The organism is Mycobacteroides sp. LB1, assembly GCF_013449725.1.
Classification (GTDB): domain Bacteria; phylum Actinomycetota; class Actinomycetes; order Mycobacteriales; family Mycobacteriaceae; genus Mycobacterium.
Map to the genome: position 1 here is coordinate 62,237 of NZ_JACCFF010000004.1, position 24,683 is coordinate 86,919.

The following is a 24,683-nucleotide window of genomic DNA, read 5'->3' on the forward strand; positions in this document are numbered from 1 at the left end:
TTCACGCTACGCGCGTTACAGCTCCCGGTGAAGGGTGCGGACCGCGACGATGCGCTCCTTGAGTTGATCGCGGGTGGCCGCCGCGATCGGGGGGCCGCCGCACCGGCGGCGCAGCTCGTTGTGGATCCAGCCGTGCGGCTTACCCGACTTGAAGTGAGTGGCCGACACCAGCGCATTGAGCTCGCGTCGCAGCTCGCGCAGCTGGCCGTGTGTCGAGGTGATCTCCGGTGGCACCTCGCCCGATGCGGTGCGCTTGGTGAGCTGCTCTTCCTGCCTGCGCCGCAACAGATCTCGCATCTGGTTTGGATCGAGCAGGCCGGGAATGCCGAGATACTCGGCCTCCTCCTCGCTGCCTGCGGGTGTCGCGGTGCCGAAGGATGCCCCATCGAAGATCACCTGGTCCAGCTCGGCGCTGGCGCTCAGCGATTCGAATCCCTTTTCTTCCTCGCCGGGCTCGGTGCGCTTGCGCTCCTCCTGCTCTTCACCATCCATCGGTTCGCGATGCGGCTTACCGAGCACGTGATTGCGCTGCTCTTCGAGCAGGCTGGCGAGCTCCAGCAGCGTCGGCACCGAGGGCAGGAAGATGCTCGCCGTCTCGCCCGGGGCCCGTGAGCGGACGTACCGCCCGATTGCCTGGGCGAAGAACAGCGGCGTCGAGGCACTCGTCGCGTAGACGCCGACGGCCAGACGTGGCACGTCGACCCCCTCGGACACCATGCGCACGGCCACCAGCCACTCGCTGCTATCGGCGGCGAACTGGGAGATGCGGTCCGAGGATTTCGGATCGTCGGAGAGCACCACGGTGGGTTCCGTGCCGGTGATCGTGGTCAGCAGCTTCGCGTAGGCGCGTGCGGCCTTCTGATCGGAGGCGATGATCATGGCCCCGGCATCGGTCATGCCGCCGTTGCGTTTCTGCTGCAGCCGCGCATGGGCGGCGCGCAGCACCGCAGGCATCCAGTCACCGTTGGGGTCCAAGGTGGTGCGCCAGGCGCGTGCGGTCTGCTCGGCGGACAGCGGCTCGCCGAGGCGGGCGGCGTGTTCCTCGCCGGCACTGTCACGCCAGCGGGCCTCGCCCGAGTAGGCCATGAAGACCACGGGGCGCACCACACCGTCGGCCAGTGCCTCGGAGTAGCCGTAGGTGTGGTCGGCCCGCGAGCGCTGGAAGCCCGCGCCGTCGGGCTCATAGTCGACGAACGGGATGGGGCTGTCGTCGCTGCGGAAGGGCGTCCCGGTCAATGCAAGGCGTCGGGTGGCGTCGTCGAACGCCTCGCGGACTGCCTCACCCCAGGTCTTGGCGTCTCCGGTGTGGTGGATCTCGTCGAAGATCACCAGGGTGCGGTGATTCTCAGTGCGCACCCGATGTCGGGTGGGGTGGCTGGCGATCTGTGCATAGGTGACGACCACGCCGTGGTACTCCGAGGAGGTCTGTGCATCGGAGTTGCTGAACCTCGGGTCTAGGGCCAGGCCGAAGGACGTTGCCGCCTGCGCCCACTGCACCTTGAGGTGTTCGGTTGGTACGACGACGGTGATCTTGTCGACGGTGCCATCGGCCAGCAGCTCGGTAGCAATGCGCAGGGCAAATCTCGTTTTCCCTGATCCCGGGGTCGCCACGGCCAGGAAATCCCGGGGTTTGGCGGCCAGATACCGCACCAAAGCCCTACGCTGCCAGCCCCGCAATGTATGGGTGCTGGGCGCCTCTACAGCCCGCACCCTATCGACTCCGTTCTGATTCGATGATTGAGTCGCAGACTAGCGCAACGGATTACGAGAGTGCATCCCGGCGGGCGTGGCGGGCACCGCGTGTCGTGCCACGGGCGTGACAGTCGATACGGTGCCCGCTTCCTGCCGTTTAGCTCACTTGACCGGGAAGATCACTCCGGTGAGTCCCTCAGACACCGACCACAGCCGGCGCTGCAAATCGAGGTCATAGGACTGCTCGCTCGATGCGACAACCTTGGGGTTCCCGCGTTGCTCGGCGAATCCGTCCGGGCCGTAGTACTGGCCGCCCAGGACGGCAGGGTCGGTGGCGGCTCGCAGAGTGGGAAGGGCGCCCATATCGGCGCCCTGGGTCAGCAGCGGAGCCACCACGCCGAAGATTGCGCGGACCCACAGCGGTGAGTTGCGTGCCAGCTCAGTGTTGGAGCCGCCCGGGTGCGCGGCCAGGGCGACGGTATTGGTGCCCACCAAGCGCCGCTGCAGTTCGTAGGTGAACAACAGATTGGCCAGCTTCGACTGCCCATACGCCGCCACCCGGTCGTAGCTGCGTTCCCACTGCAGATCATCGAAGTGGATGGCTGCGCGTAAACGGTGCCCGATGCTGGAGACGGTGACGACGCGTGACCCCTCGACCGGCAGTAGGCGATCCAGCAGCAGACCGGTGAAGGCGTAGTGGCCCAGGTGGTTGGTGCCGAACTGAAGCTCGAAGCCATCGGCGGTGGTGGACTTCTCCGTCCACATGACACCGGCATTGTTGATCAGCAGATCGATCTTCTCGTAGCGCGACTTGAGTTCGTCACTGGCTCGCTGAATGGAATCGAGTGATGACAGGTCCAATGTCTGCAGGGTGACGTCGACACTCGAATGCGCCGCGGTGATCTCGTCGGCCGCGGCCTTTCCCTTCTCCGTGTTGCGCACCGCGAGCACGACGTGGGCGCCGTGTGCGGCCAGTGCCTTGGCGGTTTCCAGCCCGAGGCCGGTGTTGGCGCCCGTGATGACCGCGACGCGGCCGGCCTGATCGGGTATGTCGGTGGTGTTCCATTTGGTTGTCGATGCCATGGGGATTCCTTGAGTAGTATTTCAGCAACCGGGGCGGTTACTCCGCTTACGAATATACGGAACGTACGCCCCGTTTTGTCAACACCCGGAGGACTGTGAGATGGATCAACCCGCCCGTCCCTTGCGCGCCGATGCCGCCCGCAACCGCGCGCGGGTGTTGGAAGTCGCTTATCAGACATTCGCCGAGGAGGGCCTTGGCGTCCCGATCGACGAGATCGCGCGGCGCGCGGGGGTAGGTGCCGGGACCGTCTACCGGCATTTTCCGGCCAAGGAGGACCTATATCGCGCGGTCGCGGAGGATCAAATGGGCAGCGTGATTGGCAAGGGGCGCGAGCTGCTGGAATCTGCCAGTCCGGGTGAGGCGCTGTTCGGATTCTTGCGTGTGGTGATGGACTGGAGTAGCGCCGATCAAGGATTGGTGGACGCGTTATCGGGCGCTGGTATTGATGTTCAGGCACTCATACCGCATATCGAGGAGTCCTTCTACGCCGTCCTTGGTGACCTACTGCAGGCCGCACAGAAGGCGGGCACGGTGCGCCCCGATGTCGGTGTGCACGAGGTCAAGGCGCTCATGGTCGGTTGTCAGGCCATGCAGAGCTACAACAAGGAAGTCTCGCAGCAGGTGACCAACGTCGTGTTCGACGGGCTGCGGCCGCGCCGGTAGTCATGGGTGATTAGCTTCGATACCTTTAGTGGGTCGGAGGTAGCAAATGTTGATGCGTCGGTGGATGGCAGTCGCGGCAGCGCCGCTCCTGGTGACCGGGTGCTCGTACTTCGGGTCGCAGCACGCTGACGACTGGCGCGGTCGGACCGACGTGGATTCCGCGGAGCTGGCGATCAACACGGTGCTGCGGGATATCGATCCGTGCGGATTCGTGGACGCGGAATCGATCAAGGCCAAGATTCCGCGTGCGATCTCCTACGGATACGCCGAGGGTTTCGACCGGTGCACCCTTCGGCTCGGCGCGTACGACGGCGATTTCACCAGTGATGTCTCGGCGACCATCGGGTTCGATTTCACGCCTGATCCAGGTGAGATGGTGGAGCAGCCCACTGACGCGGTGCAGGTCGGCGGAATAACGATCATCCATATGTTGGGGCCGACTAGCAATCGCGGATGGTGCCGGTATGTCTTCAATCTGGGTGTCGGTGACGTTCCCGACCCGTCATCCCGTGGTGGCGTCGCCGATTTGATGAAGCGGGTGCGCGTCGAGGTGAGGGCCAGCCTGTCGAACGACCCGGGTCCGGGTCGGCCGATCTATCCCTGCAAGGAGGCGATCGCGATCGCCTCCGGGGCTGCGCAGATCAGGTCGCGGCAGCTGCCCGGCAGGTCCGATTCCGTTCCATTCCCCGCTGGGCAGGACCCGTGCGCGCTGTTTCCCGATCTGCGTGATTTCTCCAACTACAGTCCCGGCGGCACCGGAATGGGGAGGGGCCTATATGGCTGCCTATTTAGTTCTGGCCCGCCCGGCGACCCGAAGACACACAGGGTTCGGATGACGCTGCGGCCGGTGGACCCACATGAGCCCGACACCTCGTCGTACGGGGACGAGAGGCATTCGGTGGTCGAGCAGCGAGATGGTGTCGAGCTGCATGTCAGCACCGTCACTCGGAGGTACGACAAGCCGTTCTGCGAGGTCTACGTGTTCCTCGGTTCGGAATACCGGCCGACGTACTTCACGCCGGAAAGGGCTCGCCCGGAGGATGTTCGGGTGCCCGGTGCCGTATTGCGGGGAACTTCGTCCTGTGACGACATCAAGGACGTGGCCGCCGCGGCGGGTAAGCGATTCCGTCCATAAGAGCCGACAGGGCGGTTGTCCTCGGGGTATTGCATCCAGATCGACCTTGCACTCGCCATGTCCGAGTGCTAAAAATGGGATTGGCACTCACGACCGGTGAGTGCTAGGCCGGGACGGTGAGGCCGCAGCCCACACAGCTGCGTCCGTCCGTCGCGGGCACTGAGCCCGGCCAAGAACGTGCAACCCCCTATACGGAGGAATCACTTCGCAATGGCCAAGATAATTGCGTATGACGAAGAGGCTCGCCGCGGCCTGGAGCGGGGCCTTAACGCCCTCGCTGACGCGGTCAAGGTGACGCTGGGGCCCAAGGGTCGCAATGTCGTCTTGGAGAAGAAGTGGGGCGCCCCCACGATCACCAACGATGGTGTGTCCATCGCCAAGGAGATCGAGCTGGAGGACCCGTACGAGAAGATCGGCGCTGAGCTGGTCAAGGAAGTTGCCAAGAAGACCGACGACGTCGCAGGTGACGGCACCACTACCGCCACCGTGCTCGCTCAGGCTCTCGTGAAGGAAGGCCTGCGTAACGTTGCCGCCGGCGCCAACCCGCTCGGCCTGAAGCGCGGCATCGAGAAGGCAGTGGAAGCAATCACCACCGCCCTGCTCGCTTCTGCGAAGGAGATCGACACCAAGGAGCAGATCGCGGCCACGGCCGGTATCTCCGCGGGCGACCAGTCCATCGGCGATCTGATCGCCGAGGCCATGGACAAGGTTGGCAACGAGGGTGTCATCACCGTCGAGGAGTCCAACACCTTCGGCCTGCAGCTGGAGCTCACCGAAGGCATGCGCTTCGACAAGGGCTACATCTCGGGTTACTTCGTGACCGACGCCGAGCGTCAGGAAGCCGTCCTGGAGGATCCCTACATCCTGCTGGTCAGCTCCAAGGTGTCGACCGTCAAGGACCTGCTGCCCTTGCTGGAGAAGGTCATTCAGGCCGGCAAGCCGCTGCTGATTATTGCTGAAGACGTTGAGGGCGAAGCACTTTCGACCCTGGTCGTCAACAAGATCCGTGGCACCTTCAAGTCCGTCGCCGTCAAGGCCCCGGGCTTCGGAGATCGCCGTAAGGCAATGCTGCAGGACATCGCCATCCTCACCGGTGGCCAGGTCGTCAGCGAAGAGGTCGGCCTCTCCCTGGAGACCGCCGGCGTCGAGCTGCTCGGTACCGCGCGCAAGGTCGTCGTCACCAAGGACGAGACCACCGTCATCGAGGGTGCAGGCGATGCCGACGCGATCCAGGGCCGTGTGGCCCAGATCCGTGCCGAGATCGAGAACAGCGACTCCGACTACGACCGCGAGAAGCTGCAGGAGCGCCTGGCCAAGCTGGCCGGCGGTGTTGCGGTGATCAAGGCCGGAGCTGCCACCGAGGTGGAGCTCAAGGAGCGCAAGCACCGCATCGAGGACGCCGTTCGTAACGCGAAGGCCGCCGTCGAAGAGGGCATCGTCGCCGGTGGTGGCGTCGCCCTGCTGCAGGCTGCCCCCGCGCTGGATGCGCTCTCGCTCGAGGGTGACGAGGCCACGGGTGCCAACATCGTGCGTGTGGCGCTGTCGGCTCCGCTGAAGCAGATCGCCTTCAACGGTGGTCTGGAGCCGGGTGTCGTCGCAGAGAAGGTCGCGAACCTTCCTGCGGGCCACGGCCTCAACGCGGCGACCAACGTGTACGAGGATCTACTCGCGGCCGGCGTTGCCGACCCCGTGAAGGTGACCCGCTCGGCGCTGCAGAACGCAGCGTCGATCGCGGCACTGTTCCTCACCACCGAGGCCGTCGTTGCCGACAAGCCGGAGAAGTCGGCCGCACCTGCGGGCGACCCGACCGGTGGCATGGGCGGTATGGACTTCTAAGTCCCCCAACGGAAAAGGCCCGGTCTGCATCACGCAGGCCGGGCCTCTTTCGTTTTCGGGAGCGTCTTCGCTTACACCGGTGGCGGTGCGATGACGCCTCCGGTGAGACGCCGGTAGGTGTAGGCGTGCATCAGAGCGCATACAGCCATGGCGAACGGCAGGAAAATGATTCCACCCAATCCGCAGGTGATCCCAGTGGCGAGTGCCGCGGCAAATGCGATCCCGATCGCGATGAGGTCGACAAGGAGCACAGAACCTACGTTGCTCTTGACCAATTCGATACCTGCTTTTACAGCGGCAAGACCGGACAGTCCACGCTCCAACGCGAAGTAGCCGGTGAACTGGGTGAACACAAACACCGCAATTCCCACGACGAGCGACAGCAGGCCGGCCAGGAGGATCAGAGGAATACTCCCGGTAAGGGCCGCGCCGAACGAGATCAACTGCGTCACAAAGCCTGGGACGGCGGTCAACACCACGGCTCCGGCGAACTGGCCAAAATTCCGGAACTGGAAGAAACTGCCGAACCCAACGGGTCTACCGTCGGCTATCTCAAGATTCGCGCCGACGAGGCAGTTCATTGCGACTAGTCCAACGGCAATCGCCACAATGGTGGTGAACAACGAGACGACCGGGGACGTCGCGGTGTACACGGCGAGTACATCGTCTGAGTCAGGCACCGCCACCATGCTCGTGCCGACCGCCTGGATCAGTACCTGCGGGATGGCAATGATCAACATCCAGACGATGTATGGGGGAACGATCGTGCCGAAGCGTTTGGTGACTTGAGCCCACGACCAGCTCCACGCCTCGCCGGCTGAGAACGGGCCCTGTGGCGGCCACGGCGCCTGCGGCGGCGGGTAGCCGTATCCGGCGGGCGGGTATCCGGCAGGCGGCGGTGGGAACTGTCCACCTGGGTACTGAGGAGCTCCCGGAGGACCTGCCTGATACCCGGGCTGCGGGGCATATCCCGGCGGAGGACCGGGCTGGAATCCGGGCGGGGGTGCCTGCGGATATCCCGGTGGCGGCTGATTCGGGTTGTACGCGGAGGGATCGCCCGATGCGGGCGGTTCTTGCGGTGGGTAAGTCACCAAATAAGGCTAGCAGCGGATGTGTTTGCTGGATGAGATATGTGCAGTATGGCCAAAGGTGTGTTCTGGTGCGCGATCTCGACCGGTAGGGGTGGCCTTGCGTCGCTCACGCGTTGGCCTGAGTCATTGCCCGGATTGCCCTGCCGTACCGCGGCGCCGGGGTCGGGCGGAATCTGTTCTGCTGACATCGCCGACTCTCGACGTCGGGCGTGATGTCAACCACTAATTGCATTGTTTTCCAACGGTTTACCCGCCGCGAGCTCGGCAGTCGCACATTCGCGCCGCGGGTGCCCGAAACAGGTTTCACGTTCTCGGGAACTTTTCACGAGCCTGGCTCGACTCTTCCTTTAGTCGCATCAGTTGGCCGATCAGCACAAAGAACAGGGAGTCGATGACGCTCAACGTGAAGGGCGAGGGACTGGGGGCGCAGGTCACAGGGATCGATCCGGGGAACCTGGAGGGCATCACCACACAGGAGATCCGCGAACTCGTCTACCGGAACAAGCTCGTCGTCCTCAAGGACGTACATCCCTCCCCCGAGGAATTCATCCAGCTCGGACGGTTGCTCGGCGAGATCGTGCCCTATTACGAGCCCGTGTATCACCACCAGGATCACCCGGAGATCTTCGTGTCTTCAACCGAAGAGGGCCAAGGGGTTCCGCGGACCGGTGCGTTCTGGCATGTCGACTACATGTTTATGCCGAAGCCGTTCGCGTTCTCCATGGTGGTGCCGCTGGCGGTGCCGGGGCGCGACCGCGGCACGTATTTCATCGATCTCAACAAGGTGTGGGAATCGTTGCCCGCCAAGACAAAGGACGCGGCGCTCGGGACATTCAGCACGCATACCCCACGGCGCTACATCAAGATCCGCCCGAGCGATGTCTACCGGCCCATCGGGGAAATCCTGGCAGAGATCGAGCAGATCACGCCACCACAGAAATGGCCGACGGTGATCAAGCACCCGAAGACCGGGGAAGAGATCCTCTATATCTGCGAGGCCGGCACCGAAACGATCGAGGACGGTAATGGGGGACCCCTGGACGCAGTGCTGCTCCGGCAGCTGCTAGAGGCGTCGGGACAGCTCGACCCCGATTATGCATCGCCCTTTATCCACACTCAGCACTACGAGGTGGGGGATATTGTTTTGTGGGACAATCGGTCCCTGGTGCACCGCGCGAAGCACGGGACGGCGTCGGGCACGCTGACGACCCATCGCCTCACCATGCTGGACGGCCTCGAGACGCCGGGATTCGCGGCGTGAGTGCGGTCGCGGCCACCCTGTCGGTACAGACCGGGTTGCCTTCTGCGGGCATGGCCCCCATCGCCGAGGATCTCCTCAGCAGGGTCCTCGAGCCGTATTCGTACAAGGGATGCCGCTATCTCGCCGACGCGGAGTACGGAGTCACTGCCGACGCGGTCCACGCGCAGGGAAACTTCGCGATCAACGAGTCTGCCTACATCCGGAGCACTGGGCATTTCAACGCCGTGGAGCTCGTGCTGTGTTTCAACCAGCTGGCGTACAGCGCATTCGCTCAAAGTGTTGTCAACGACGATATCTGGGCATTCCGGGGCTGGTCGGTCGACGACTACTGCCAAAACCAACTCGCCAGCATGTTGATCAAGAGCACGTCATCGCGATTCCGGCGGCTGGTCAATGCGCAGCAGTTCTCCGCACGCTTACAGGCCCGCGACTTTCATATCGTCGAACGGTCGTGGCGTTACCTCCAGTTCCACAGCACCATCGAGTTCTGGGACCAGGACGGAGGATCCGCGGCCGGAGAGTTCGACATCGCGGTCCTCAACATCCCGTAGCCGCCGACAGGAAGCACACTTCACCGCCATGTCTCAGCGACCGCCCACCGTGCTGGAACGGGTCTTCAGCCAGGCTCGAGCCCAACCGAATTCAATTGCGTTGCGCCGCAGCGACGGCACCGGTGCCGTCAGCTACGGTCAGCTCGTCGTTGCGGTCGGAAGGCTTGCCGCGAGACTTCGTGCCGAGTCGGTTACCCGGGGATCCCGTGTTGTGGTTCTGTCCGACGACGGACCCGAGACATATCTCTCGGTACTGGCGTGCGCACAGCTTGGGGCCATCGCCGTCATGGTGGACAACACCCTGCCCCCGGCGGCCATCGCGCGCTTCTGTGAGATCACGGCCCCGACCGCGATCCTTCCGGCGACTACGGGTGCTGCTGCAGGGGAGGATGCCGCGGATAGTTCCCCGAATGGCGAAACAGATTGGGTTACAGGGCAAGCAGACGACGCGCTCGCCATGATCTTCACCAGTGGCACAACCGGCGAACCGAAGGCCGTGGTGCTTCCCAACCGTACGTTCTTCGCCATCCCCGATATCCTGCGTGACGAGGGATTGAGCTGGATCGACTGGGTGGCGGGGGAGACGACCTACTCTCCGTTACCTGCGACGCATATCGGTGGGCTCTGGTGGATCCTCAACGGGCTGATGCACGGCGCATCGTGTATCACCGGTGGTGAGGGCTGGGCATCGCTGCGTGAGCTGCTCGTCACGAACGAGGTGGCCACGGCGTGCCTGGTGCCAACCCTCCTCACGAGGTTGGTGTCCGAGCTCAAGATCACCGGCGTCGAAATTCCTTCCTTGCGGTTGATTGCGTATGGCGGCTCACGGGCAATCCCGGCCGATGTGCAGTTCATCGAAGCAGCGGGGGTACGCACGGCCCAGGTCTACGGTCTGAGCGAAACCGGCTGTACCGCACTGTGCCTGCCGAACGATGACGAGTCGATCGGCAGGATCGAGGAGGGTGCCGTCGGACGCCCGTATCCGGGGGTGCAGACCTTTCTGTCCGATGACGAGTCCGGTGGGCCGACCCGCGGCGGAGCCTCTGCTTCTTACGGCACATTGTGGATCAAGTCGCCCGCGAACATGCTGGGGTACTGGAACAATGCCGATCGCACCCGGAAGGTACTGGCCGACGGATGGGTGAACACCGGCGACCTGGTGGAGCGCCGTGACGATGGCTTCTTCTACATCAGGGGACGCTCCTCGGAGATAATCATCTCCGGAGGAGTCAACGTGGTACCCGACGAGGTTGACCGGATTGCCGAAAGCATTGCGGGCGTTCGCGAAGCGGCGTGCTATGAGATACCGGATGAGGAGTTCGGGGCACTCGTCGGGTTGGCGGTGGTGTCCGCCGTACAGCTCGACGGGCCGGGCACAGCCGAGCTCAAGCGGCGGATCGCAGCCAACTATCGGCGTGAGTCGGAGTCGATGGCCAGACCCGCGACCATCGCTCTTGTCGAGGATATCCCTCGGACGAAGTCAGGCAAGGTCATGCGTTCGTCATTGGCCGCCATGGTGATTGGAGCGCCGTCACGTGCCTGACACCACGCGGAACCGGATCCTGGCGGCAGTCTGCGAGGTGCTGTACATCTCGGAATCGGAACTCTTCGACGGTGACGTCACCGACCTGCGCGACCTGGGGCTCGATTCGGTTCGGTTCGTGCTCTTGATGAAGCAGCTTGGTGTGGCTCGCGGATCCGGACTGCAGAAGTGTCTGGTGGCAGACCTATCCATCGCAGGCTGGACCCGGGTACTCGAGCAGCCCCAGCGGGAGCATGCCACATGACGGTGGCGATGGAACCTCGAGTGGACCGTGTGCCGTTGAGCAGGTCCCAGCAGAACATGTACAACGGCGCGCTGCAGGCCGACGATCCCGGGTTGTATCTGATTGGGAAGAGCTATCGGTTCCACCCGCTCGAGGTGCCGGTGTTCCTGTCCGCTTTGGAAGCGTCGATCGCCGCGAACCCCGTCCAGCTCTGCGTCATGGAGGCGGCGCAGGAGGGAACAGACTACCCAGAACTGGTGCAGCGTTTGCAGTTCAGCGACATTGTGTCGGTGGTTCCGGCCGGAGCGGATCAGACGTTTGGGTCCACAGGCGAGCTGGTGCACAGGTGGTCCCAGGATCTCGTCACCAAGCCGCTCGTACGCTATACCGTGCGCACCGAGGCGGACGGGCGGGTGTCGGGGCTCGATATCCATGCGCACCATCTGCTGCTCGATGGCGGCGCCATGGGGATGATCGAGACAGATCTCGGCCAGCGTCTCGCGCGGACCTGTGAGTCCGAAGTTCCTTGTATCAGTGAGGGTCTTGCGAAGCTCTCGGCAGCACACAGCCGCGAGACGAAAAGGACGGATGAATCGCTGCAGCGATTCGCCGAGACGATTCAGCGTGAGCTTGCCGATGCGTCGCGAGACGGCGGACACGGACAGAGCCTGGGCGACGCACCGTTGGGCGCGGCCAAGGGCGTCCTGCGCGAATCGGTCATTCTGTCGGGCAAGGTATTCGACGCGATTGAGGCGCTCTCCGAGGCCAAACAGGTGCCGCTGAACATCCTGGTGGCCACGGCCTCGGTTGCGGTGGACGCGAGTCTGCGGCAGAGCACAGCAACGCTGTTGGTCCACGCGGTGGACAACAGGTTCGGCGATCCCGATCTGGAAGTTGCGACCTGCCTGGTCAATTCGATCGCACATCCCGTCCGTTTCCCGGCCTTTGCGTCCGTGCGGGATGTCGTGCGTGCGCTCGATCGAGACTATGTCAAGGCGTCGAGACGCCGGTGGCTCCGCGAGGAACAGTACCGCCGAATGTACTTGGCAATAAACAGGACATCGCATGTCGAATCGTTAACCTTCAACTTCATCCGCGAGACATGTGCACCTGCCCTACGCCCGTTTTTGTCGGCCGCACCATATGCGACGGATATCGGCCCGGTGGAGGGTATGACCGTGTCGTGCGTATTGGACGAGGACCACCGCACCCTCACCCTGTCCATCTGGCACCGAGCGGACCTGCCCGAGGTGGCCGCACACCCGTGGGTTGCCGAGCGCATCGCCGCGGCGCTCGGCTCGATGGAATCCATGTGGCACAAGCCCATTGCCCTGACCGTGAACGAATGGTTCGGGATCGGCGCCGACGGCACCCGGCGTAGAGGCGATGATTGCTTGCCGACAGAGTCTGCGACGGCGCCCGCTTGGTTCCTGGACACCACCGGTGGTGTGGAACAGTTCCTGCACCGGCGGCGATTCGTCGAGCCTTGGATTGCGTGGCTGGTGGGCGATGGCGTCGCGCCGGGTGACATCGTGGTCTGTGTCGACGACGACACCGACCAGGCCATCGATCTCCTGATCGCATGCCATCTCGTCGGCTGTGGATACAGCGTGTGCGACAGCTCGGAAGAGCTTCCCCTGCGCGCCGATTCGATTTTCGAACATGGCGGTGGAGCCGCGGTACGGGTGATCGACGTCACCGCGGACCTGACCGCGGTGGATCTGGACGGTGAACTACAGCGGCTCGTCGACGAGCGCGTCGACCGGCTGGCGCGTGACGGCGATCTAGGCACCAGAACGGCGTACATCATGGCGACCTCGGGGTCGACTGGGCGGCCTAAACTTGTGCCGGTTTCTCACGGTGCGCTCGCGCTGTTCGTCGGCGCGATCAGAGATGCCTACGGCTGGGGGGCGCAGGACAGCATTCTCCAATGTGCGCCGCTGACATCGGATATTAGCGTCGAGGAAATCTTCGGTGCCGCGGTCTGTGGATCGCGGCTGGTCCGTTCCGCCGCAATGAAATCCGGTGACCTGGGCGCACTCACCCGGGATATCCGTGAGCACAAGCCAACCCTGATTGACCTGCCGACCGCCGTGTGGCACCTGCTGTGTGAGGACGCCAAGGCGCTGGCCGTAATCGGTGCTTCTGGTCTGCGTCAGGTTGTCGTTGGCGGTGAGGCCATCCGTTCCAGTGCGGTCGACAAGTGGATAGCGTCCGCTGCTTCCCGGGATGTCTCACTGATCTCGACCTACGGGCCGACCGAAACCACAGTCGTCGTCACGTATCTGCCCATCGCAGGTGAGCAACCCGGAGACGGTACCGAGCGGCTCCGGGTGGGACTGCCGGTCGTACCCAACACAGTCTTCGTCGCTTTCGGCGAAGTGGTCATCGTGGGAGATACCGTTTCGGCGGGTTATCTCGGGACACAGAGCGATGGCTTCGGTGTGGTGAGCACCGCCGCCGGCGCGTCTCATCGGGCATTCGCCACGGCGGACCGCGTGGTGTTCGATGAGGACGGTTTCCCCGTCTTCGCTGGGCGCCGCGATGCGATCGTGAAGATCTCCGGTAAGCGGATTGACACTGCCGAGGTGATCCGCCGCATCTCCGCGGACCCTGCGGTCGCCGATATCGGCGTGGGACTGCACAACGGCGCCCTCGCGGTGTGGTTCCGGGCCCGGAGCCTTCGTAAAGACCTGGAGGAGAACGAGGTAGCAGTGCGGATCAGACGCCTGCTGGTGAGCCTCGGTGTCTCGTCATTCTTCGTGGTGGGTGTGCCGAGCATTCCGCGTTTGCCGAACGGCAAAGTCGACAACGACGGCCTGCGGGCGATACCGCAATTCGTGGACGCCATACCGGAGGAGGCGGAGACCGGGGAGACTGCCGCGGGACTCGCACGGATCTGGAGCCGACATCTCGGACGGGTGATTCACGCGGAGTCGTCGCTCCTGGCTGAGGGGATCGGCTCACTCGATCTCATCAGGATCCTCCCGGACACCCGCAGGTATCTCGGCCGCCAGCTCTCCGTCCTGGACCTGATCAGTGCCGACAGTGCTGCCTACCTTGCCGCGGCGGGTGCGGCGGCCGAGGAGCTCGCGGCCACAGAAACCGCAACCGAGATAGCTGCGGACCTCGAACGACTGATGGCGAGTCGACACGTTACGTCGTTGAACAGCAGTAACTCTCAAGACCACCGCGACGGACCAATCGTGGTGCTGGGTGCATCGGGGATCGTTGGAACCGGGTTCGCCCGCGCGGTGCTCGACCTGAAACGGGGACACGTGCTGCGCCCCGATGTGATCTTGGTGACGAGGTCAGAGCTCCCCGACAGTGGACCCTGGCCCGCCCTCCGGGACGTCGCCGGTGTCCGGGTTCAGCATGCCGGGCCCGGGTTCGGCCCGGGGGCACTGGACGCGCTGATGTGCGAGACCGGTGCCCGCACCCTGGTCAACTGCATCGGAAACACGAACATGCTGGCGCCCTACCGGGATATCCGAGATGCCAACGTGAAGTGGGTCTCTGCGGCCGCGCAGGTGTGTGCGGAGCGCGGCGCTCGGTTGGTTCATATGTCGACGTTCGTCGTCAACGCGGACGCCGCGGATGCACGCGTCACCGATCCGCGTGAAGCCGTCTATCCCTATGCGGCGTCCAAGGCGCTGGCCGAACTGATTGTCGCGGGGGCGCCGGGCGGGCTCGACTTCACGCTCGTGCGGCTGCCCCGGGTGCTCGGTGAGGCCGGCCAGTTGGGCGACGGTGCCGACGTGTTGGTGTCGATCGTCGATGCATGTATGGCCTTGCGGTCCTTCCCTTCTGTGGCGCTGACCGAGGAGGTCACCACGGGCAGTGTCGCGGCGAAGTCCATCCTCGGCAGGGTGGGAGAACCGTCCGCACTCGGCCGGGGAATCATCGTGGTGCGCGGCATGGCCGTTCCGTACGCTGAATTCCTCGGCGGGTTCGGTCTTGACGAACTCGAACTCCGGGAATGGAAGCGCCGACTGGACCTCAGCGATTGGGCCAAACGGAATCCGCGGAGATGGTCTGTGATCGACGCTTGGTCGGGCCTCGGGATGAGGCTCGGCTCCCGCACCTATGCGGACTATCTTGCCGAGTATCCGACCATTTCCCTCGGCGCAGCGCCCGTGACGGAGCTCGCCGCGGTCCCGGAGTCGATCCGGGATCTGCTCGCGCAGGGACGTTCTCGATGACCGAAATGCACTCAGAGGAGGAGAACTCGCGATGAACCTCAACGTCGTTCCCGAGGGACTGGCCGCCGCCAGTGCCGCGGTCGAGGCCCTGACCGCACGGCTTGCTGCGGTTCATGCCGCTGCCGCGCCCGTGATCAGCATGGTGGTGCCACCGGCCGCTGACCCCGTATCGATCCAGAGTGCGGCGGTGTTCAGCGCTCATGGGGTCGAGCGCAGTGGCGCCGGCACCGGTGCCGTCTACGAGCTGGGCCGGGCAGGGGTGGGGGTCACCGAGGCCGCCACGAGTTACACCGTTGGCGATATGCAGGCCGCCGCAACGTATATGCCGGGAATCGCATAGAGATCGTTCCAACACAACATGATTGAGGAGAGGTTCGTATGAGTTTGCTTGATGCACACATCCCGGCTTTGGTGGCCGCTGAGGGCACCTTCGGGGCCAAGACCGCACTGATGCGTTCCACGATTTCCCAAGCCGAGACCGCCGCGATGTCCGCACAGGCCTTCCACGTCGGGGAATCCTCGCTGGCCTTCCAAAGCGCACACGCCCGATTCGTGGAAGTCGCCGCCAAAGTCAACGCCCTACTCGATATCGCCCAGCTCAACCTCGGTGATGCCGCCGCAACCTACGTCGCCGAAGACGCCGCCGCCGCCAGCCGCTACGGCGGCATGTAACCCCCGAACCAGAAAAAGAAAGAGGCCACCTAGATGTCGCAGATCACTTTCAACTACCCCGCGATGCTCGCACACGCCGGGGAAATGAACACCTACTCCGGTGTCCTGACCGCCCTGGGCGCCGACCTGGCCGCCCAACAAGCCTCCCTACAAGCGGTCTGGCACGGCGACACCTCCATGAGCCAAGCCGCCTGGCAAGCCCAATGGAACACCGCCATGGAAGAACTCATCCGCGCCTACCGCGCCATGGGCAACACCCACGAAACCAACACCCTGTCCATGAACGCCCGCGACATGGCCGAAGGAGCCAAATGGGGCGCATAAACGCCCTGACGTTGCTTCCCAGCCCCATCAAAGCCGTTGTCAGTAACTATTTCAGGAGGAAAAACAACATGTCTGAGCAGATCTTCGCCGTCAGCGGGATGCACTGCAACTCATGCGTCATGGGGGTCACCGAGGCCCTGACCGCACTCGACCCGGTGCGGGAAGTGACGGTTGACCTGGATCCCAAGGGTGCGTCGACGGTGCGTGTCCTGTCCGACAGCGTGCTGTCGGTCGAAGAAGTCCACGACACGCTCGTCAGGGCTGGAGGCGATTTCGCCGTTGCCGCCGGATAGCGACTTCCAACTGGAAGTGCCGGTAGATCAGCCGAATTCGATAACCGTATGAGGTGCCCGCAGCCGGTCGAGTCCGGGCAACGCGTATAGCAGCGGGCCGGCCCACCGCAGTACCTTGCCGCGCCCGGCAGGCATCCCCAGTTCGCGCACGTTGCGGATGCCGGGGATGGCGCGTAGCTCCTCGTATTGATTTGCGGTGAACGAGAACGGCATTGGTGGCACGACGTAGTGCTCGCTGAGCTTCATGCCGCGCTGTGAGTGGGTGCTCAGGAACTTCGGTACGGAGTCGAAGACCAGCCTGCCGCCGGGAAAACGCTTGGCACACGCTGCGATCAGATCGAACACCAGATCGCGATCCAAGTACTGGAACAGGCCCTCGGCGGTAATCAGCACACCGTTGGCGTCGTCGACCTGATCCATCCACGAGTAGTCGAGTGCGGACTGGGCGCAATACCGCAACCGGTCCAACGGTGGGAGCAGCTGCCGGCGCAGCCGCACAATGGGCTCCAGGTCCACCGACAGCCAGGTGAGCTCACCGTTGTCTACACGCCAGAAGCTCGTCTGCAGCCCCTCCGCCAGGGCAACTACACAGGCGCGCGGTTTCATGGCCAGGTACTCGCGCGTGGCGCGATCGAATATCAAGGCGCGCAAGGCCGTAGCTTGATGAGTGCGGCCGAAGTGCTGGAAGTCGTAGTCAAGATCGGCATGCAGTGTGATCGCCATGGGGTCATTGAGAATGCCGTCCGGCCGAGCCGCCTCGGTTGCCCGTTGGTGCAGGGTGAGGAGCGCGGTCTCGGACACACCGTCGAGGTGGCGAGCGTCGATGGCTGTCATGGGCCTGACTGTACGGGACGGCAACAGTAGGTGGGAATCGCTGTCGCGCAACGGTAAATGTGATTTAGGACGCCGATTCTGATTGTTCGGAACTTTCCGGCGTGCTGTCCGACTACTCCTACGGTGGCGTGAAACTGCTTGCGCCCATTCAGCGGGGAGGCGGAGTGTGACGGCACCGATGTGGATGGCTGAGCCTCCGGAGGTGCATTCGGCGTTGTTGAGTGCCGGCCCGGGCCCGGGAGCGGTGCTGGCCGCCGCCATGCAATGGCAAGAGCTCGGGAACAACTACGCGCGCACGGCGGTCGAGCTGACCCAGGTGCTGGCCGGCGTGCAGGCGAGCAGTTGGCAGGGTCCCAGTGCCTCGCAGTATGTGGCCTCCCATGGGCCCTACCTGGCCTGGCTGGAACAGGCCGCGGTTGAGAGTGGTGTCATTGCCGCACAACACGAGACAACCGCAGCGGCCTACGGCAGCGCGCTCGCGGCCATGCCCACGCTTGCGGAGTTGGCCGCCAACCACGTCACGCATGGAGTCCTGGTCGGCACGAACTTCTTTGGAATCAACACCATTCCCATCGCGCTCAATGAAGCCGACTATGTCCGCATGTGGGTGCAGGCGGCGCTCACCATGAGCACCTACCAGGCGACCGCCGAGGCGATGACATCGGCGATGCCACCCACTCAACAGGCGCCCCCCATTCTGGGGCCCGGCGGTGAAGCCCGCAGTGACCAATCGGATAGCCCGGGTTCACCGGACCAGATCACGAAGATGCTGCAAGGCTTTCAACAGTGGTTCGAGAAGATGGGCTTCAATCCGGCGACCTCGGCCGTTCTGGCCGTGATCATGCTGTTCCTCTATGACCTCCTTTGGTATCCGTACTACGCCTCGTATCTGCTGCCCTTTCTGATTCCCGCCCTCAGCGGACTCAGCGGCTTGGCGGCACTGATACACCTGCGGCCCGCTGCGGCGGCACTTCCGGTACCGGTGACGGCGCCATCGGGCGACAGGCCGATGCCCCGACCGGCGCACCACGCGGAGCCGAACCTCGCTGCTGTGCCCATGCCTGCCATGCCCACCACCCCTTCGGGTGGGTCATCGACGGTTACGCCCGCGCCGAGCGCGCCGGCCTCGACCGCCGCCGGTACTCCTGCGCCGGCCGCCGGAATCAGTTACGCCATACCCGGTTTGGTGCCGCCAGGGGTGAGCTTTGGCCCCAAGGGCACCACGAAATCATCGGATACCGCGGTCGACACCGTCGATGCCGCCGCAGCGGCAAGTGTTGCGGCGGTGGCACCGGCTCGGCGCAGGCTGCGCAGCAAGAACAAGGCCCGTATCGGAGGCCAGCGTTACGAATACCTGGAAGAGACAGGCGATATGCGTGCCACGGCCGACTACTCGACCGGTATCGAGACCACGGATCACACCGCGACCGGCCGGGGTGCCGGTCCACTCGGCTTCGCCGGTACGGCGCCCGCTGTCTCCACTGCGCACACCGCGAGGACCGTCAGGCTCTCATCCGACGACACCCGGCAGGTGGTTCCGATGCTCCCGAGCACCTGGGAGGCCGATAACGGGGAGCAGCTGTAGACCCGTTACCTGTGTTTATAAGTAAAACTTTGGAGCTGCTCTCGGATTAGTCACTACTCACGGCCGCTTTTGCGCCGAACAATCGAAGACAGTCACCGGAATTACTGGCGGTGGTGTTCTTGGATTTTCCACGCAGAGAAGGGCAGAACAGTGAGTGAGTACGGGTGGACAGTGGTCGGCGCGGGACCCGGAGGAATCGCGGCGGTGGGAAAGCTCCTTGATCACGGGGTGCCACCAGGTTCGATCGCCTGGATCGACCCGTCATTCTCCGCAGGTGACCTGGGCGCGAAATGGCGTGCGGTACCGAGCAATACGTCGGTGAAGCTGTTCATCGGTTACCTGACGGGCGCGGCGTCCTTCCGCTTCGCCCACGCACCGCATTTCGCGCTGAACGACTTCGCGCCCACAGACACCTGCCTGCTCGGGGATGTGGCGGACCCGCTGGTCTGGATAACGGGGCAACTCTGTGCGCAGGTGAGCGCCCTGCGCACCACCGCTACGGGCCTTTCGCTGCACGGCGGCCGGTGGACCGTGCAGACGGAGCAAGGTGACATCACCTCAAAGAACGTGATTTTGGCGGTTGGATCGGCCGCCAAAAAACTCGACTACCCCTGGTTGAACGAGATCCCGATCGAGGCGGCGCTGAATCCCGAGAAGCTCGCCGAGCAGCCGTTGGAGGGAGCCACCGTTGCCGTGTTCGGCTCATCGCACTCAAGCATGATCGCCTTGCCCAACCTGCTGGCAGGCTCCGCGGCCAAGGTGATCAACTTCTACCGCGGCCCGCTGCGCTACGCGGTCGACATGGGGGATTGGACGCTCTTCGACGATGTGGGGCTGAAAGGTGAGGCGGCACGCTGGGCGCGGGAGAACATCGACGGGGTGCTGCCGGACCGGCTGGAAAGATGTTCGGTCGACGGTGCGCACTTCCAGGAGATGCTCCAGAGCTGCGACTACGCGGTGTACACCGTGGGATTCAGTCCCAGGTCCCTTCCCGCCACGCCGCAGTGGGGGCAGCTGGAGTGCAATGCGGCCAACGGGATCATCGCGCCCGGTCTGTTCGGGGTCGGAATTGCGTTCCCGGAGTACCGGATTGACCCTATGGGCTTCGGGGAGTACCGGGTGGGCCTCCAGAAGTTCATGGAGCGCCTCAACAAGACCCTGCCGCTGTGGCTGAAGTACGGCTCGTGACTGTCGGCGAATCCGTTGGTGCTGAACCCGATTACCGATTCACGCTCGCCAACGAGCGGACATATCTGGCCTGGGTGCGCACCTCGCTGGCACTGATCGCCAGCGGTGTCGCACTCATGCAGTTCGTTCCCGAGTTCTGGATTCCGGGTGCCCGGCATGTGACGAGCATCCTGCTGGTCATCACGGGCGGCGTGCTGGCGATGGCGGCCGCGAGGCGGCGGCGTCGGGTACAAGAAGCCATGCGATGCGATGCCGACCTGCCGCCCAGCCATATGCCGACATTCCTCAGTGCGCTGCTGCTGGGGATGGTTGTGCTGCTGGTGGCGCTGCTCGTTAAGGGCTGAGCCCCTGAGTGACATCGAGCGTGGGGATTCGTCAGGACTGCTGTCGCGGCAGTACCTGGCTGCGTGCGGCGGTCTCCGAACGCAGCGTGGACGAAGACCGCTAAACTGTAGGACGTTCCATTGCCTCCTTAGCTCAGTGGTAGAGCACCGCTCTTGTAAAGCGAAGGTCGTCAGTTCAATCCTGACAGGGGGCTCAACGCGCTATCCGGCATGTCGGTGCCGTCACGTAATTTCAGCCCATGAGACTGTGCCTTGCTTGCGGCGCAACACTTTCCATGCGAAGCCAGAAGATCTATTGCGGCAATGCTTGTCAGGCGGTAGCCCGACGCGACGCCAGTACCAGACTGTGGCTCGAGTCCGGTGAGGCCCGGGTGCGCAGCGAGCAGAGCCACTTCATTCGGCTCTTTCTCGCCGAGGCTCAATCGGGCCGTTGCGCGATCTGCAGCGGAGCGAGCATCTGGCAAGACTCCCCGCTCGTACTGGTCTTGGACCATATCGACGGAAACCCGGAAAACAATTGTCGAGAGAATCTCCGGCTCGTCTGCCCGAACTGCGACTCGCAACTGCCGACCTACAAGAGCCGCAATCGCGGCAATGGCCGCAGTTTTCGCCGGCAGCGCTATGCGGACGGAAAGTCGTACTAGCCCGCCCGCTAGATCTCACCTTCGATAACGCGCTCGGACCGTATCGGTCGCGGCGAGCTGGATGGGCTCGACGGCCGGGAGGGCCTACGGCGCGGCAGGAACCCGCCAAGCGGCGAGACCACAGAACTGAGGGCCGAGACGGTATCGGTCAGCAGCTCGATGGTGGGCGTCAGCGCGTCGATGTTGGGCGCCAGCTTGGCGGCCGTCTCCGAAAGATTGGCCAGCTGCTGCAGCGGGCCGTCCTTGGCGGTGAACTTGTCCAGGACGCCTTCCTCGCGCATCAGCCGCTCGAGGATGCCGTCCTCGGCGAGCAGCTGGTCGACGAGCCCACCCGGTGCCAGTGCCCGGTCCAGGGCGCCTTCCTGGGCGGTCAGTCGGTCGACAGGGCCGCCCTTGGCGAAGAGTCGGTCGAGCACACCGCCGGGTTCGGTGAGCCGGTCGGCTAACCCGCCGGGAGCCATGATGCGTTCCGCCGGCCCTCCGGGTCGTAGCGCCCGGCCCAGCGGTTTGTCCTCCTCCATGAGCTCAGCGACCCTCATTGCCGAGCTCAGTGGGCTCTTGCGGCCGACCATCGCCAACAGGGATTCGACGGTGCCAACCAGCCCGGCGCCGGGGGCGTCATCCGGGCCGTCGTGCGGCTGTCCGTCGGGGATCGCGGCGAGCACCTCGCGCCCGGTATCAATCGCCTTGGTGGCCATCGCCAGGCCGGCGTCAGCAACCGCCAGCGACACCTTGAGCGGCGCTGTGATCAGCGACACCAGCTTCATGGCACAACTGTAAGGCCCAGAACGTCCGGTGGGGTCGCTAAAAGTTGGCTGACAATCTCCTGTGAAGAACTCACAGGAACTTCACAGCGGAGATCCAGCACTCTGTAAAAAATAGGGAGAAGATTGTCAGTGGTGAGCACCGTGGAGACGACACACCCAGGCACATTCCCGATCAACGGCACCACGCCCGCCAAGGTGCTGGTGGTCGACGATGAATCGAACATTGTCGAGCTGCTGTCTGTCAGTCTGAAATTTCAGGGGTTTGACGTCTATACCGCCGATAGCGGGGCCGCCGCCCTGGATCTGGCGCGTACCGTCCGCCCCGATGCGGTGATCCTCGACGTGATGATGCCTGGCATGGATGGGTTCGGTGTCCTGCGCCGCCTGCGTGCCGACGGGATCGATGCCCCGACGCTGTTCTTGACCGCCCGTGACGGTCTGCAGGACAAGATCGCCGGGCTGACCCTCGGTGCTGATGACTATGTGACCAAACCGTTCAGCCTGGAAGAGGTCGTCGCCCGGCTGCGTGTGATCCTCCGGCGCTCTGGGATGGGCTCCGAGCCCGCCCGCAAGTCGCGGCTGAGCTTCGCCGATATAGAACTCGACGAGGACACCCATGAGGTCTGGAAGGCCGGTGAGCCGGTGGCGCTCTCGCCCACCGAATTCACCCTGCTGCGGTACTTCATGATCAATGCGGGCACGGTGCTCAGTAAGCCCAAGATTCTCGACCACGTGTGGCGGTACGACTTCGGCGGCGACGTGAATGTCGTCGAGTCCTACGTCTCATATCTGCGGCGCAAGATCGACAATGGCGAGAAGCGGTTATTACATACGCTTCGTGGCGTGGGATACGTACTGCGCGAGCCGCGCTAATGGCAGTCCCCGGCGTGCGTCGGGGTGTACCGCTTCGGGTGAGCCTCGTGGTCGGAACCTTGGTTCTGGTCGCGCTCGGGCTGGTGGCCTCCGGTATCGCGGTGACCACCACGATGGAGCGCACGATGATGAATCGTGCGGATCGCGAGCTGATCGACGCCGCCAACGGGTGGGCGAATCGGCCTCCTCCTCCACCCCCCGCCTTCGACACCAACCGCCATCGGCCTCCGTCTTTGTTCTTTATCCGGACAACTGATGACCACGGACGGGTGGTCATCATGCTCAATGACCGTGCCCGGGCCGATCCGGGCTTGCCGCTCGACAACGATGTGGGTGGCCGTCCCGTGACGGTGCAGTCGTCGGACGGTTCGGGAACAGAGTGGCGTGCGGTCTCCCGTCACGATGTGATGGGCGGGTACACGACCGTCGCACGCGATATCACCGATGTCCGTACCACCGTTCGGGACCTGTTGTGGCTGCAGGTTGCTATCGGTGCGGCCGTGCTGACAGTGCTCGGTATCGCCGGATATTGGTTGGTGCATCGCAGCTTGCGACCGCTGAGCGAGGTGGAGGCGACGGCGGCGGATATCGCTGCGGGACACCTCGATCGCCGGGTACCCGAACGCGACCCGCGCACCGAGGTCGGGCGATTGTCGTTGGCGCTCAACGGAATGCTTGCACAAATCCAGCGTGCGGTGGCCGACTCGGAGAAGTCGGCGAAGACGGCACGCACCTCCGAGGAGCGCATGCGCCGGTTTATCACCGATGCCAGTCACGAGTTGCGCACACCCCTGACCACCATTCGTGGTTATGCGGAGCTATACCGTCAGGGCGCGGCCACCGATACCGAGCTGGTGCTGGGTCGAATCGAAGGTGAGTCAACCCGCATGGGGCAGCTGGTGGAGGACCTGCTGCTGCTGGCGCGACTCGATGCGCACCGGCCCATGGAGCAGCGGCTCGTCGACCTGCTGGTATTGGCCACCGATGCGGTGCATGACGCGAAAGCCACTGCGCCCGAACGTGATATCGAGCTTGAAGTCTTCGACGGCCCCGGCACCCCCGAGGTCATCGGCGATGAGCTGAGATTGCGGCAGGTGCTCGGCAACCTGGTGAGCAACGCGCTGGGGCATACCGTCGCGGCCGTCCGGGTAAGGGTTGGAACCGTGGGCGATGACGCGATTCTGGAGGTCATCGACGCCGGGCCCGGTATGACGACGACGGACGCCGAACGTGTCTTCGAGCGCTTCTATCGGGCGGACACGTCGCGCACCCGCAGCAGCGGCGGCACCGGGCTCGGGCTGTCGATCGTCGACGCCCTTACCGCTGCGCACGGCGGCACCGTCACCGTGCACACGGCTCCCGGCGAGGGCTGCCGATTCGAGGTGCGACTGCCGCGTGCCGATATGACCGACGACGAACCAGAAGCCGACGAACCCGAGCCAAAGATTTTGCGGGCTAGTCGATCTGAGCCAGCGCAGCCTTGATCTTGGCCTGTGCCTCGTCGAGAGATTCCGGTGACGGGTTGGGGTCGGCGTTCTCAAAGCTGAAATCGGTCAGCGTGTAACCGGGGAACACGTGCACATGCAGGTGTGGCACCTCCATACCCGCGATGATGTAGCCGGCACGCGGTGCGTCGAACGCCGTGCGGATGGCGCGGCCGACTTTCTGGGCCACGACATTGACCTTCGCGAAAGTATCCCCGTCGATGTCCTGCCACTGATCGATCTCGGCGCGCGGCACCACCAGGGTGTGGCCGGGGGTGATCGGCGCGATGGTCAGAAACGCGACCACATCGTCGTCCTCATAGACGAATCGACCGGGTAGTTCTCCGTTGATGATCTTCGTGAAGACGCTGGACATGCCCCTAGGTTAGTGGCT

Annotated in this window: 24 protein-coding genes and 1 tRNA gene; 19 read left to right on the plus strand and 6 right to left on the minus strand. The window is 64.1% G+C overall.

Features of this window, described 5'->3' with window-relative positions; translation table 11 throughout:
- Positions 1 to 15: 15 nt before the first annotated feature.
- Both MLB1_RS16475 and MLB1_RS16480 read right to left on the minus strand, forming a co-directional pair.
- Positions 16 to 1,710, minus strand: coding sequence for a DEAD/DEAH box helicase (locus MLB1_RS16475; protein WP_180750929.1), 1,695 nt, complete (start codon positions 1,708 to 1,710; stop codon positions 16 to 18).
- A gap of 144 nt (positions 1,711 to 1,854) precedes the next feature.
- The gene (locus MLB1_RS16480; RefSeq protein ID WP_180750930.1) at positions 1,855 to 2,775 is read right to left on the minus strand and encodes an SDR family NAD(P)-dependent oxidoreductase; all 921 of its coding nucleotides are present in this window, start codon (positions 2,773 to 2,775) and stop codon (positions 1,855 to 1,857) included.
- Between the two features lie 100 nt (positions 2,776 to 2,875).
- On the opposite strand from MLB1_RS16480, the gene MLB1_RS16485 reads away from it, so the two are divergent.
- The 3 genes from MLB1_RS16485 (at position 2,876) to groL (ending at position 6,410) form a co-directional block, all read left to right on the plus strand.
- Positions 2,876 to 3,439 carry a TetR/AcrR family transcriptional regulator gene (locus MLB1_RS16485; protein WP_180750931.1) on the plus strand — a complete coding sequence of 188 codons (564 nt, stop codon included), beginning with the start codon at positions 2,876 to 2,878 and terminating at the stop codon, positions 3,437 to 3,439.
- Positions 3,440 to 3,485: 46 nt separating this feature from the next.
- Entirely contained in the window at positions 3,486 to 4,574 is a 1,089-nt protein-coding gene (locus MLB1_RS16490; RefSeq protein ID WP_180750932.1) for a hypothetical protein, read from the plus strand.
- Positions 4,575 to 4,784: 210 nt separating this feature from the next.
- Entirely contained in the window at positions 4,785 to 6,410 is a 1,626-nt protein-coding gene (gene groL, locus MLB1_RS16495; protein ID WP_180750933.1) for a chaperonin GroEL, read from the plus strand.
- A gap of 71 nt (positions 6,411 to 6,481) precedes the next feature.
- Here groL and MLB1_RS16500 read toward each other — a convergent pair whose 3' ends face one another.
- Entirely contained in the window at positions 6,482 to 7,501 is a 1,020-nt protein-coding gene (locus tag MLB1_RS16500; RefSeq protein ID WP_180750934.1) for a hypothetical protein, read from the minus strand.
- 391 nt (positions 7,502 to 7,892) lie between these two features.
- Here MLB1_RS16500 and MLB1_RS16505 point away from each other — a divergent pair, with 391 nt between their 5' ends.
- The 9 genes from MLB1_RS16505 to MLB1_RS16545 all read left to right on the plus strand — a co-directional run bounded on the left by MLB1_RS16505 (position 7,893) and on the right by MLB1_RS16545 (position 16,570).
- Complete coding sequence (locus MLB1_RS16505; protein WP_180750935.1) at positions 7,893 to 8,762, plus strand: TauD/TfdA family dioxygenase; 870 nt, start codon at positions 7,893 to 7,895, stop codon at positions 8,760 to 8,762.
- Positions 8,759 to 9,313: an FcoT family thioesterase gene (locus MLB1_RS16510; RefSeq protein ID WP_180750936.1), complete on the plus strand. Its 555-nt coding sequence runs from the start codon at positions 8,759 to 8,761 to the stop codon at positions 9,311 to 9,313. The genes MLB1_RS16505 and MLB1_RS16510 overlap by 4 nt, the downstream gene beginning before the upstream one ends.
- A 49-nt stretch (positions 9,314 to 9,362) precedes the next feature.
- On the plus strand, positions 9,363 to 10,856 hold the full coding sequence (gene fadD10 / locus MLB1_RS16515) for a fatty acid--CoA ligase FadD10 (protein ID WP_371750643.1): 1,494 nt from the start codon (positions 9,363 to 9,365) through the stop codon (positions 10,854 to 10,856).
- Positions 10,849 to 11,100, plus strand: coding sequence for an acyl carrier protein (locus tag MLB1_RS16520; RefSeq protein ID WP_180750938.1), 252 nt, complete (start codon positions 10,849 to 10,851; stop codon positions 11,098 to 11,100). The genes fadD10 and MLB1_RS16520 overlap by 8 nt, the downstream gene beginning before the upstream one ends.
- Complete coding sequence (locus MLB1_RS16525; protein WP_180750939.1) at positions 11,097 to 15,281, plus strand: AMP-binding protein; 4,185 nt, start codon at positions 11,097 to 11,099, stop codon at positions 15,279 to 15,281. Before MLB1_RS16520 ends, MLB1_RS16525 begins: the two co-directional genes overlap by 4 nt.
- 31 nt (positions 15,282 to 15,312) lie before the next feature.
- A complete protein-coding gene (locus MLB1_RS16530; RefSeq protein ID WP_180750940.1) occupies positions 15,313 to 15,621 on the plus strand; it encodes a PE family protein in 309 nt (102 codons plus the stop codon).
- Positions 15,622 to 15,659: 38 nt separating this feature from the next.
- Positions 15,660 to 15,953, plus strand: coding sequence for a type VII secretion protein EsxS (locus MLB1_RS16535; RefSeq protein WP_180750941.1), 294 nt, complete (start codon positions 15,660 to 15,662; stop codon positions 15,951 to 15,953).
- A 33-nt stretch (positions 15,954 to 15,986) separates the two neighbouring features.
- Entirely contained in the window at positions 15,987 to 16,277 is a 291-nt protein-coding gene (locus MLB1_RS16540) for a WXG100 family type VII secretion target (RefSeq protein ID WP_180750942.1), read from the plus strand.
- A gap of 68 nt (positions 16,278 to 16,345) precedes the next feature.
- Complete coding sequence (locus MLB1_RS16545) at positions 16,346 to 16,570, plus strand: heavy-metal-associated domain-containing protein (protein WP_180750943.1); 225 nt, start codon at positions 16,346 to 16,348, stop codon at positions 16,568 to 16,570.
- Positions 16,571 to 16,597: 27 nt separating this feature from the next.
- On the opposite strand, the gene MLB1_RS16550 is transcribed toward MLB1_RS16545, so the two are convergent.
- Positions 16,598 to 17,404: a class I SAM-dependent methyltransferase gene (locus tag MLB1_RS16550; protein ID WP_180750944.1), complete on the minus strand. Its 807-nt coding sequence runs from the start codon at positions 17,402 to 17,404 to the stop codon at positions 16,598 to 16,600.
- A 166-nt stretch (positions 17,405 to 17,570) separates the two neighbouring features.
- Here MLB1_RS16550 and MLB1_RS16555 point away from each other — a divergent pair, with 166 nt between their 5' ends.
- The 5 genes from MLB1_RS16555 (at position 17,571) to MLB1_RS16575 (ending at position 21,165) form a co-directional block, all read left to right on the plus strand.
- Positions 17,571 to 18,989 (plus strand): PPE domain-containing protein, encoded by a 1,419-nt coding sequence (locus tag MLB1_RS16555; RefSeq protein WP_180750945.1) that lies wholly within the window; start codon positions 17,571 to 17,573, stop codon positions 18,987 to 18,989.
- A gap of 150 nt (positions 18,990 to 19,139) precedes the next feature.
- The gene (locus tag MLB1_RS16560; RefSeq protein ID WP_180750946.1) at positions 19,140 to 20,177 is read left to right on the plus strand and encodes a pyridine nucleotide-disulfide oxidoreductase; all 1,038 of its coding nucleotides are present in this window, start codon (positions 19,140 to 19,142) and stop codon (positions 20,175 to 20,177) included.
- On the plus strand, positions 20,174 to 20,521 hold the full coding sequence (locus MLB1_RS16565) for a DUF202 domain-containing protein (protein ID WP_180751252.1): 348 nt from the start codon (positions 20,174 to 20,176) through the stop codon (positions 20,519 to 20,521). The genes MLB1_RS16560 and MLB1_RS16565 overlap by 4 nt, the downstream gene beginning before the upstream one ends.
- Positions 20,522 to 20,643: 122 nt before the next feature.
- A tRNA-Thr gene (locus MLB1_RS16570) sits at positions 20,644 to 20,715 on the plus strand.
- Positions 20,716 to 20,766: 51 nt separating this feature from the next.
- Positions 20,767 to 21,165 (plus strand): HNH endonuclease, encoded by a 399-nt coding sequence (locus MLB1_RS16575; protein WP_180751253.1) that lies wholly within the window; start codon positions 20,767 to 20,769, stop codon positions 21,163 to 21,165.
- 8 nt (positions 21,166 to 21,173) lie between these two features.
- Here MLB1_RS16575 and MLB1_RS16580 read toward each other — a convergent pair whose 3' ends face one another.
- A complete protein-coding gene (locus MLB1_RS16580) occupies positions 21,174 to 21,932 on the minus strand; it encodes a hypothetical protein (protein WP_180750947.1) in 759 nt (252 codons plus the stop codon).
- A 132-nt stretch (positions 21,933 to 22,064) separates the two neighbouring features.
- Between MLB1_RS16580 and MLB1_RS16585 the strand changes: the two genes are divergently transcribed.
- Complete coding sequence (locus MLB1_RS16585) at positions 22,065 to 22,805, plus strand: response regulator transcription factor (protein WP_358148403.1); 741 nt, start codon at positions 22,065 to 22,067, stop codon at positions 22,803 to 22,805.
- A complete protein-coding gene (locus MLB1_RS16590; protein ID WP_180750948.1) occupies positions 22,805 to 24,289 on the plus strand; it encodes a HAMP domain-containing sensor histidine kinase in 1,485 nt (494 codons plus the stop codon). Before MLB1_RS16585 ends, MLB1_RS16590 begins: the two co-directional genes overlap by 1 nt.
- On the opposite strand, the gene MLB1_RS16595 is transcribed toward MLB1_RS16590, so the two are convergent.
- Positions 24,261 to 24,665, minus strand: coding sequence for an HIT family protein (locus MLB1_RS16595; protein WP_180750949.1), 405 nt, complete (start codon positions 24,663 to 24,665; stop codon positions 24,261 to 24,263). The two genes, MLB1_RS16590 and MLB1_RS16595, sit on opposite strands and share 29 nt — an antisense overlap.
- Positions 24,666 to 24,683 lie beyond the last annotated feature (18 nt).

What these genes read in the sequence shown, in the direction of transcription:
- MLB1_RS16530 (WP_180750940.1), top strand. Translation starts at nt 15,313, where the DNA reads ATGAACCTCAACGTCGTTCCCGAGGGACTGGCCGCCGCCAGTGCCGCG.
- MLB1_RS16485 (WP_180750931.1), top strand. Translation starts at nt 2,876, where the DNA reads ATGGATCAACCCGCCCGTCCCTTGCGCGCCGATGCCGCCCGCAACCGC.
- MLB1_RS16580 (WP_180750947.1), bottom strand. Translation starts at nt 21,932, where the DNA reads ATGAAGCTGGTGTCGCTGATCACAGCGCCGCTCAAGGTGTCGCTGGCG.
- MLB1_RS16490 (WP_180750932.1), top strand. Translation starts at nt 3,486, where the DNA reads ATGTTGATGCGTCGGTGGATGGCAGTCGCGGCAGCGCCGCTCCTGGTG.
- MLB1_RS16550 (WP_180750944.1), bottom strand. Translation starts at nt 17,404, where the DNA reads ATGACAGCCATCGACGCTCGCCACCTCGACGGTGTGTCCGAGACCGCG.
- MLB1_RS16590 (WP_180750948.1), top strand. Translation starts at nt 22,805, where the DNA reads ATGGCAGTCCCCGGCGTGCGTCGGGGTGTACCGCTTCGGGTGAGCCTC.
- MLB1_RS16535 (WP_180750941.1), top strand. Translation starts at nt 15,660, where the DNA reads ATGAGTTTGCTTGATGCACACATCCCGGCTTTGGTGGCCGCTGAGGGC.
- MLB1_RS16480 (WP_180750930.1), bottom strand. Translation starts at nt 2,775, where the DNA reads ATGGCATCGACAACCAAATGGAACACCACCGACATACCCGATCAGGCC.
- MLB1_RS16545 (WP_180750943.1), top strand. Translation starts at nt 16,346, where the DNA reads ATGTCTGAGCAGATCTTCGCCGTCAGCGGGATGCACTGCAACTCATGC.
- groL (WP_180750933.1), top strand. Translation starts at nt 4,785, where the DNA reads ATGGCCAAGATAATTGCGTATGACGAAGAGGCTCGCCGCGGCCTGGAG.
- MLB1_RS16540 (WP_180750942.1), top strand. Translation starts at nt 15,987, where the DNA reads ATGTCGCAGATCACTTTCAACTACCCCGCGATGCTCGCACACGCCGGG.
- MLB1_RS16525 (WP_180750939.1), top strand. Translation starts at nt 11,097, where the DNA reads ATGACGGTGGCGATGGAACCTCGAGTGGACCGTGTGCCGTTGAGCAGG.
- MLB1_RS16595 (WP_180750949.1), bottom strand. Translation starts at nt 24,665, where the DNA reads ATGTCCAGCGTCTTCACGAAGATCATCAACGGAGAACTACCCGGTCGA.
- MLB1_RS16505 (WP_180750935.1), top strand. Translation starts at nt 7,893, where the DNA reads ATGACGCTCAACGTGAAGGGCGAGGGACTGGGGGCGCAGGTCACAGGG.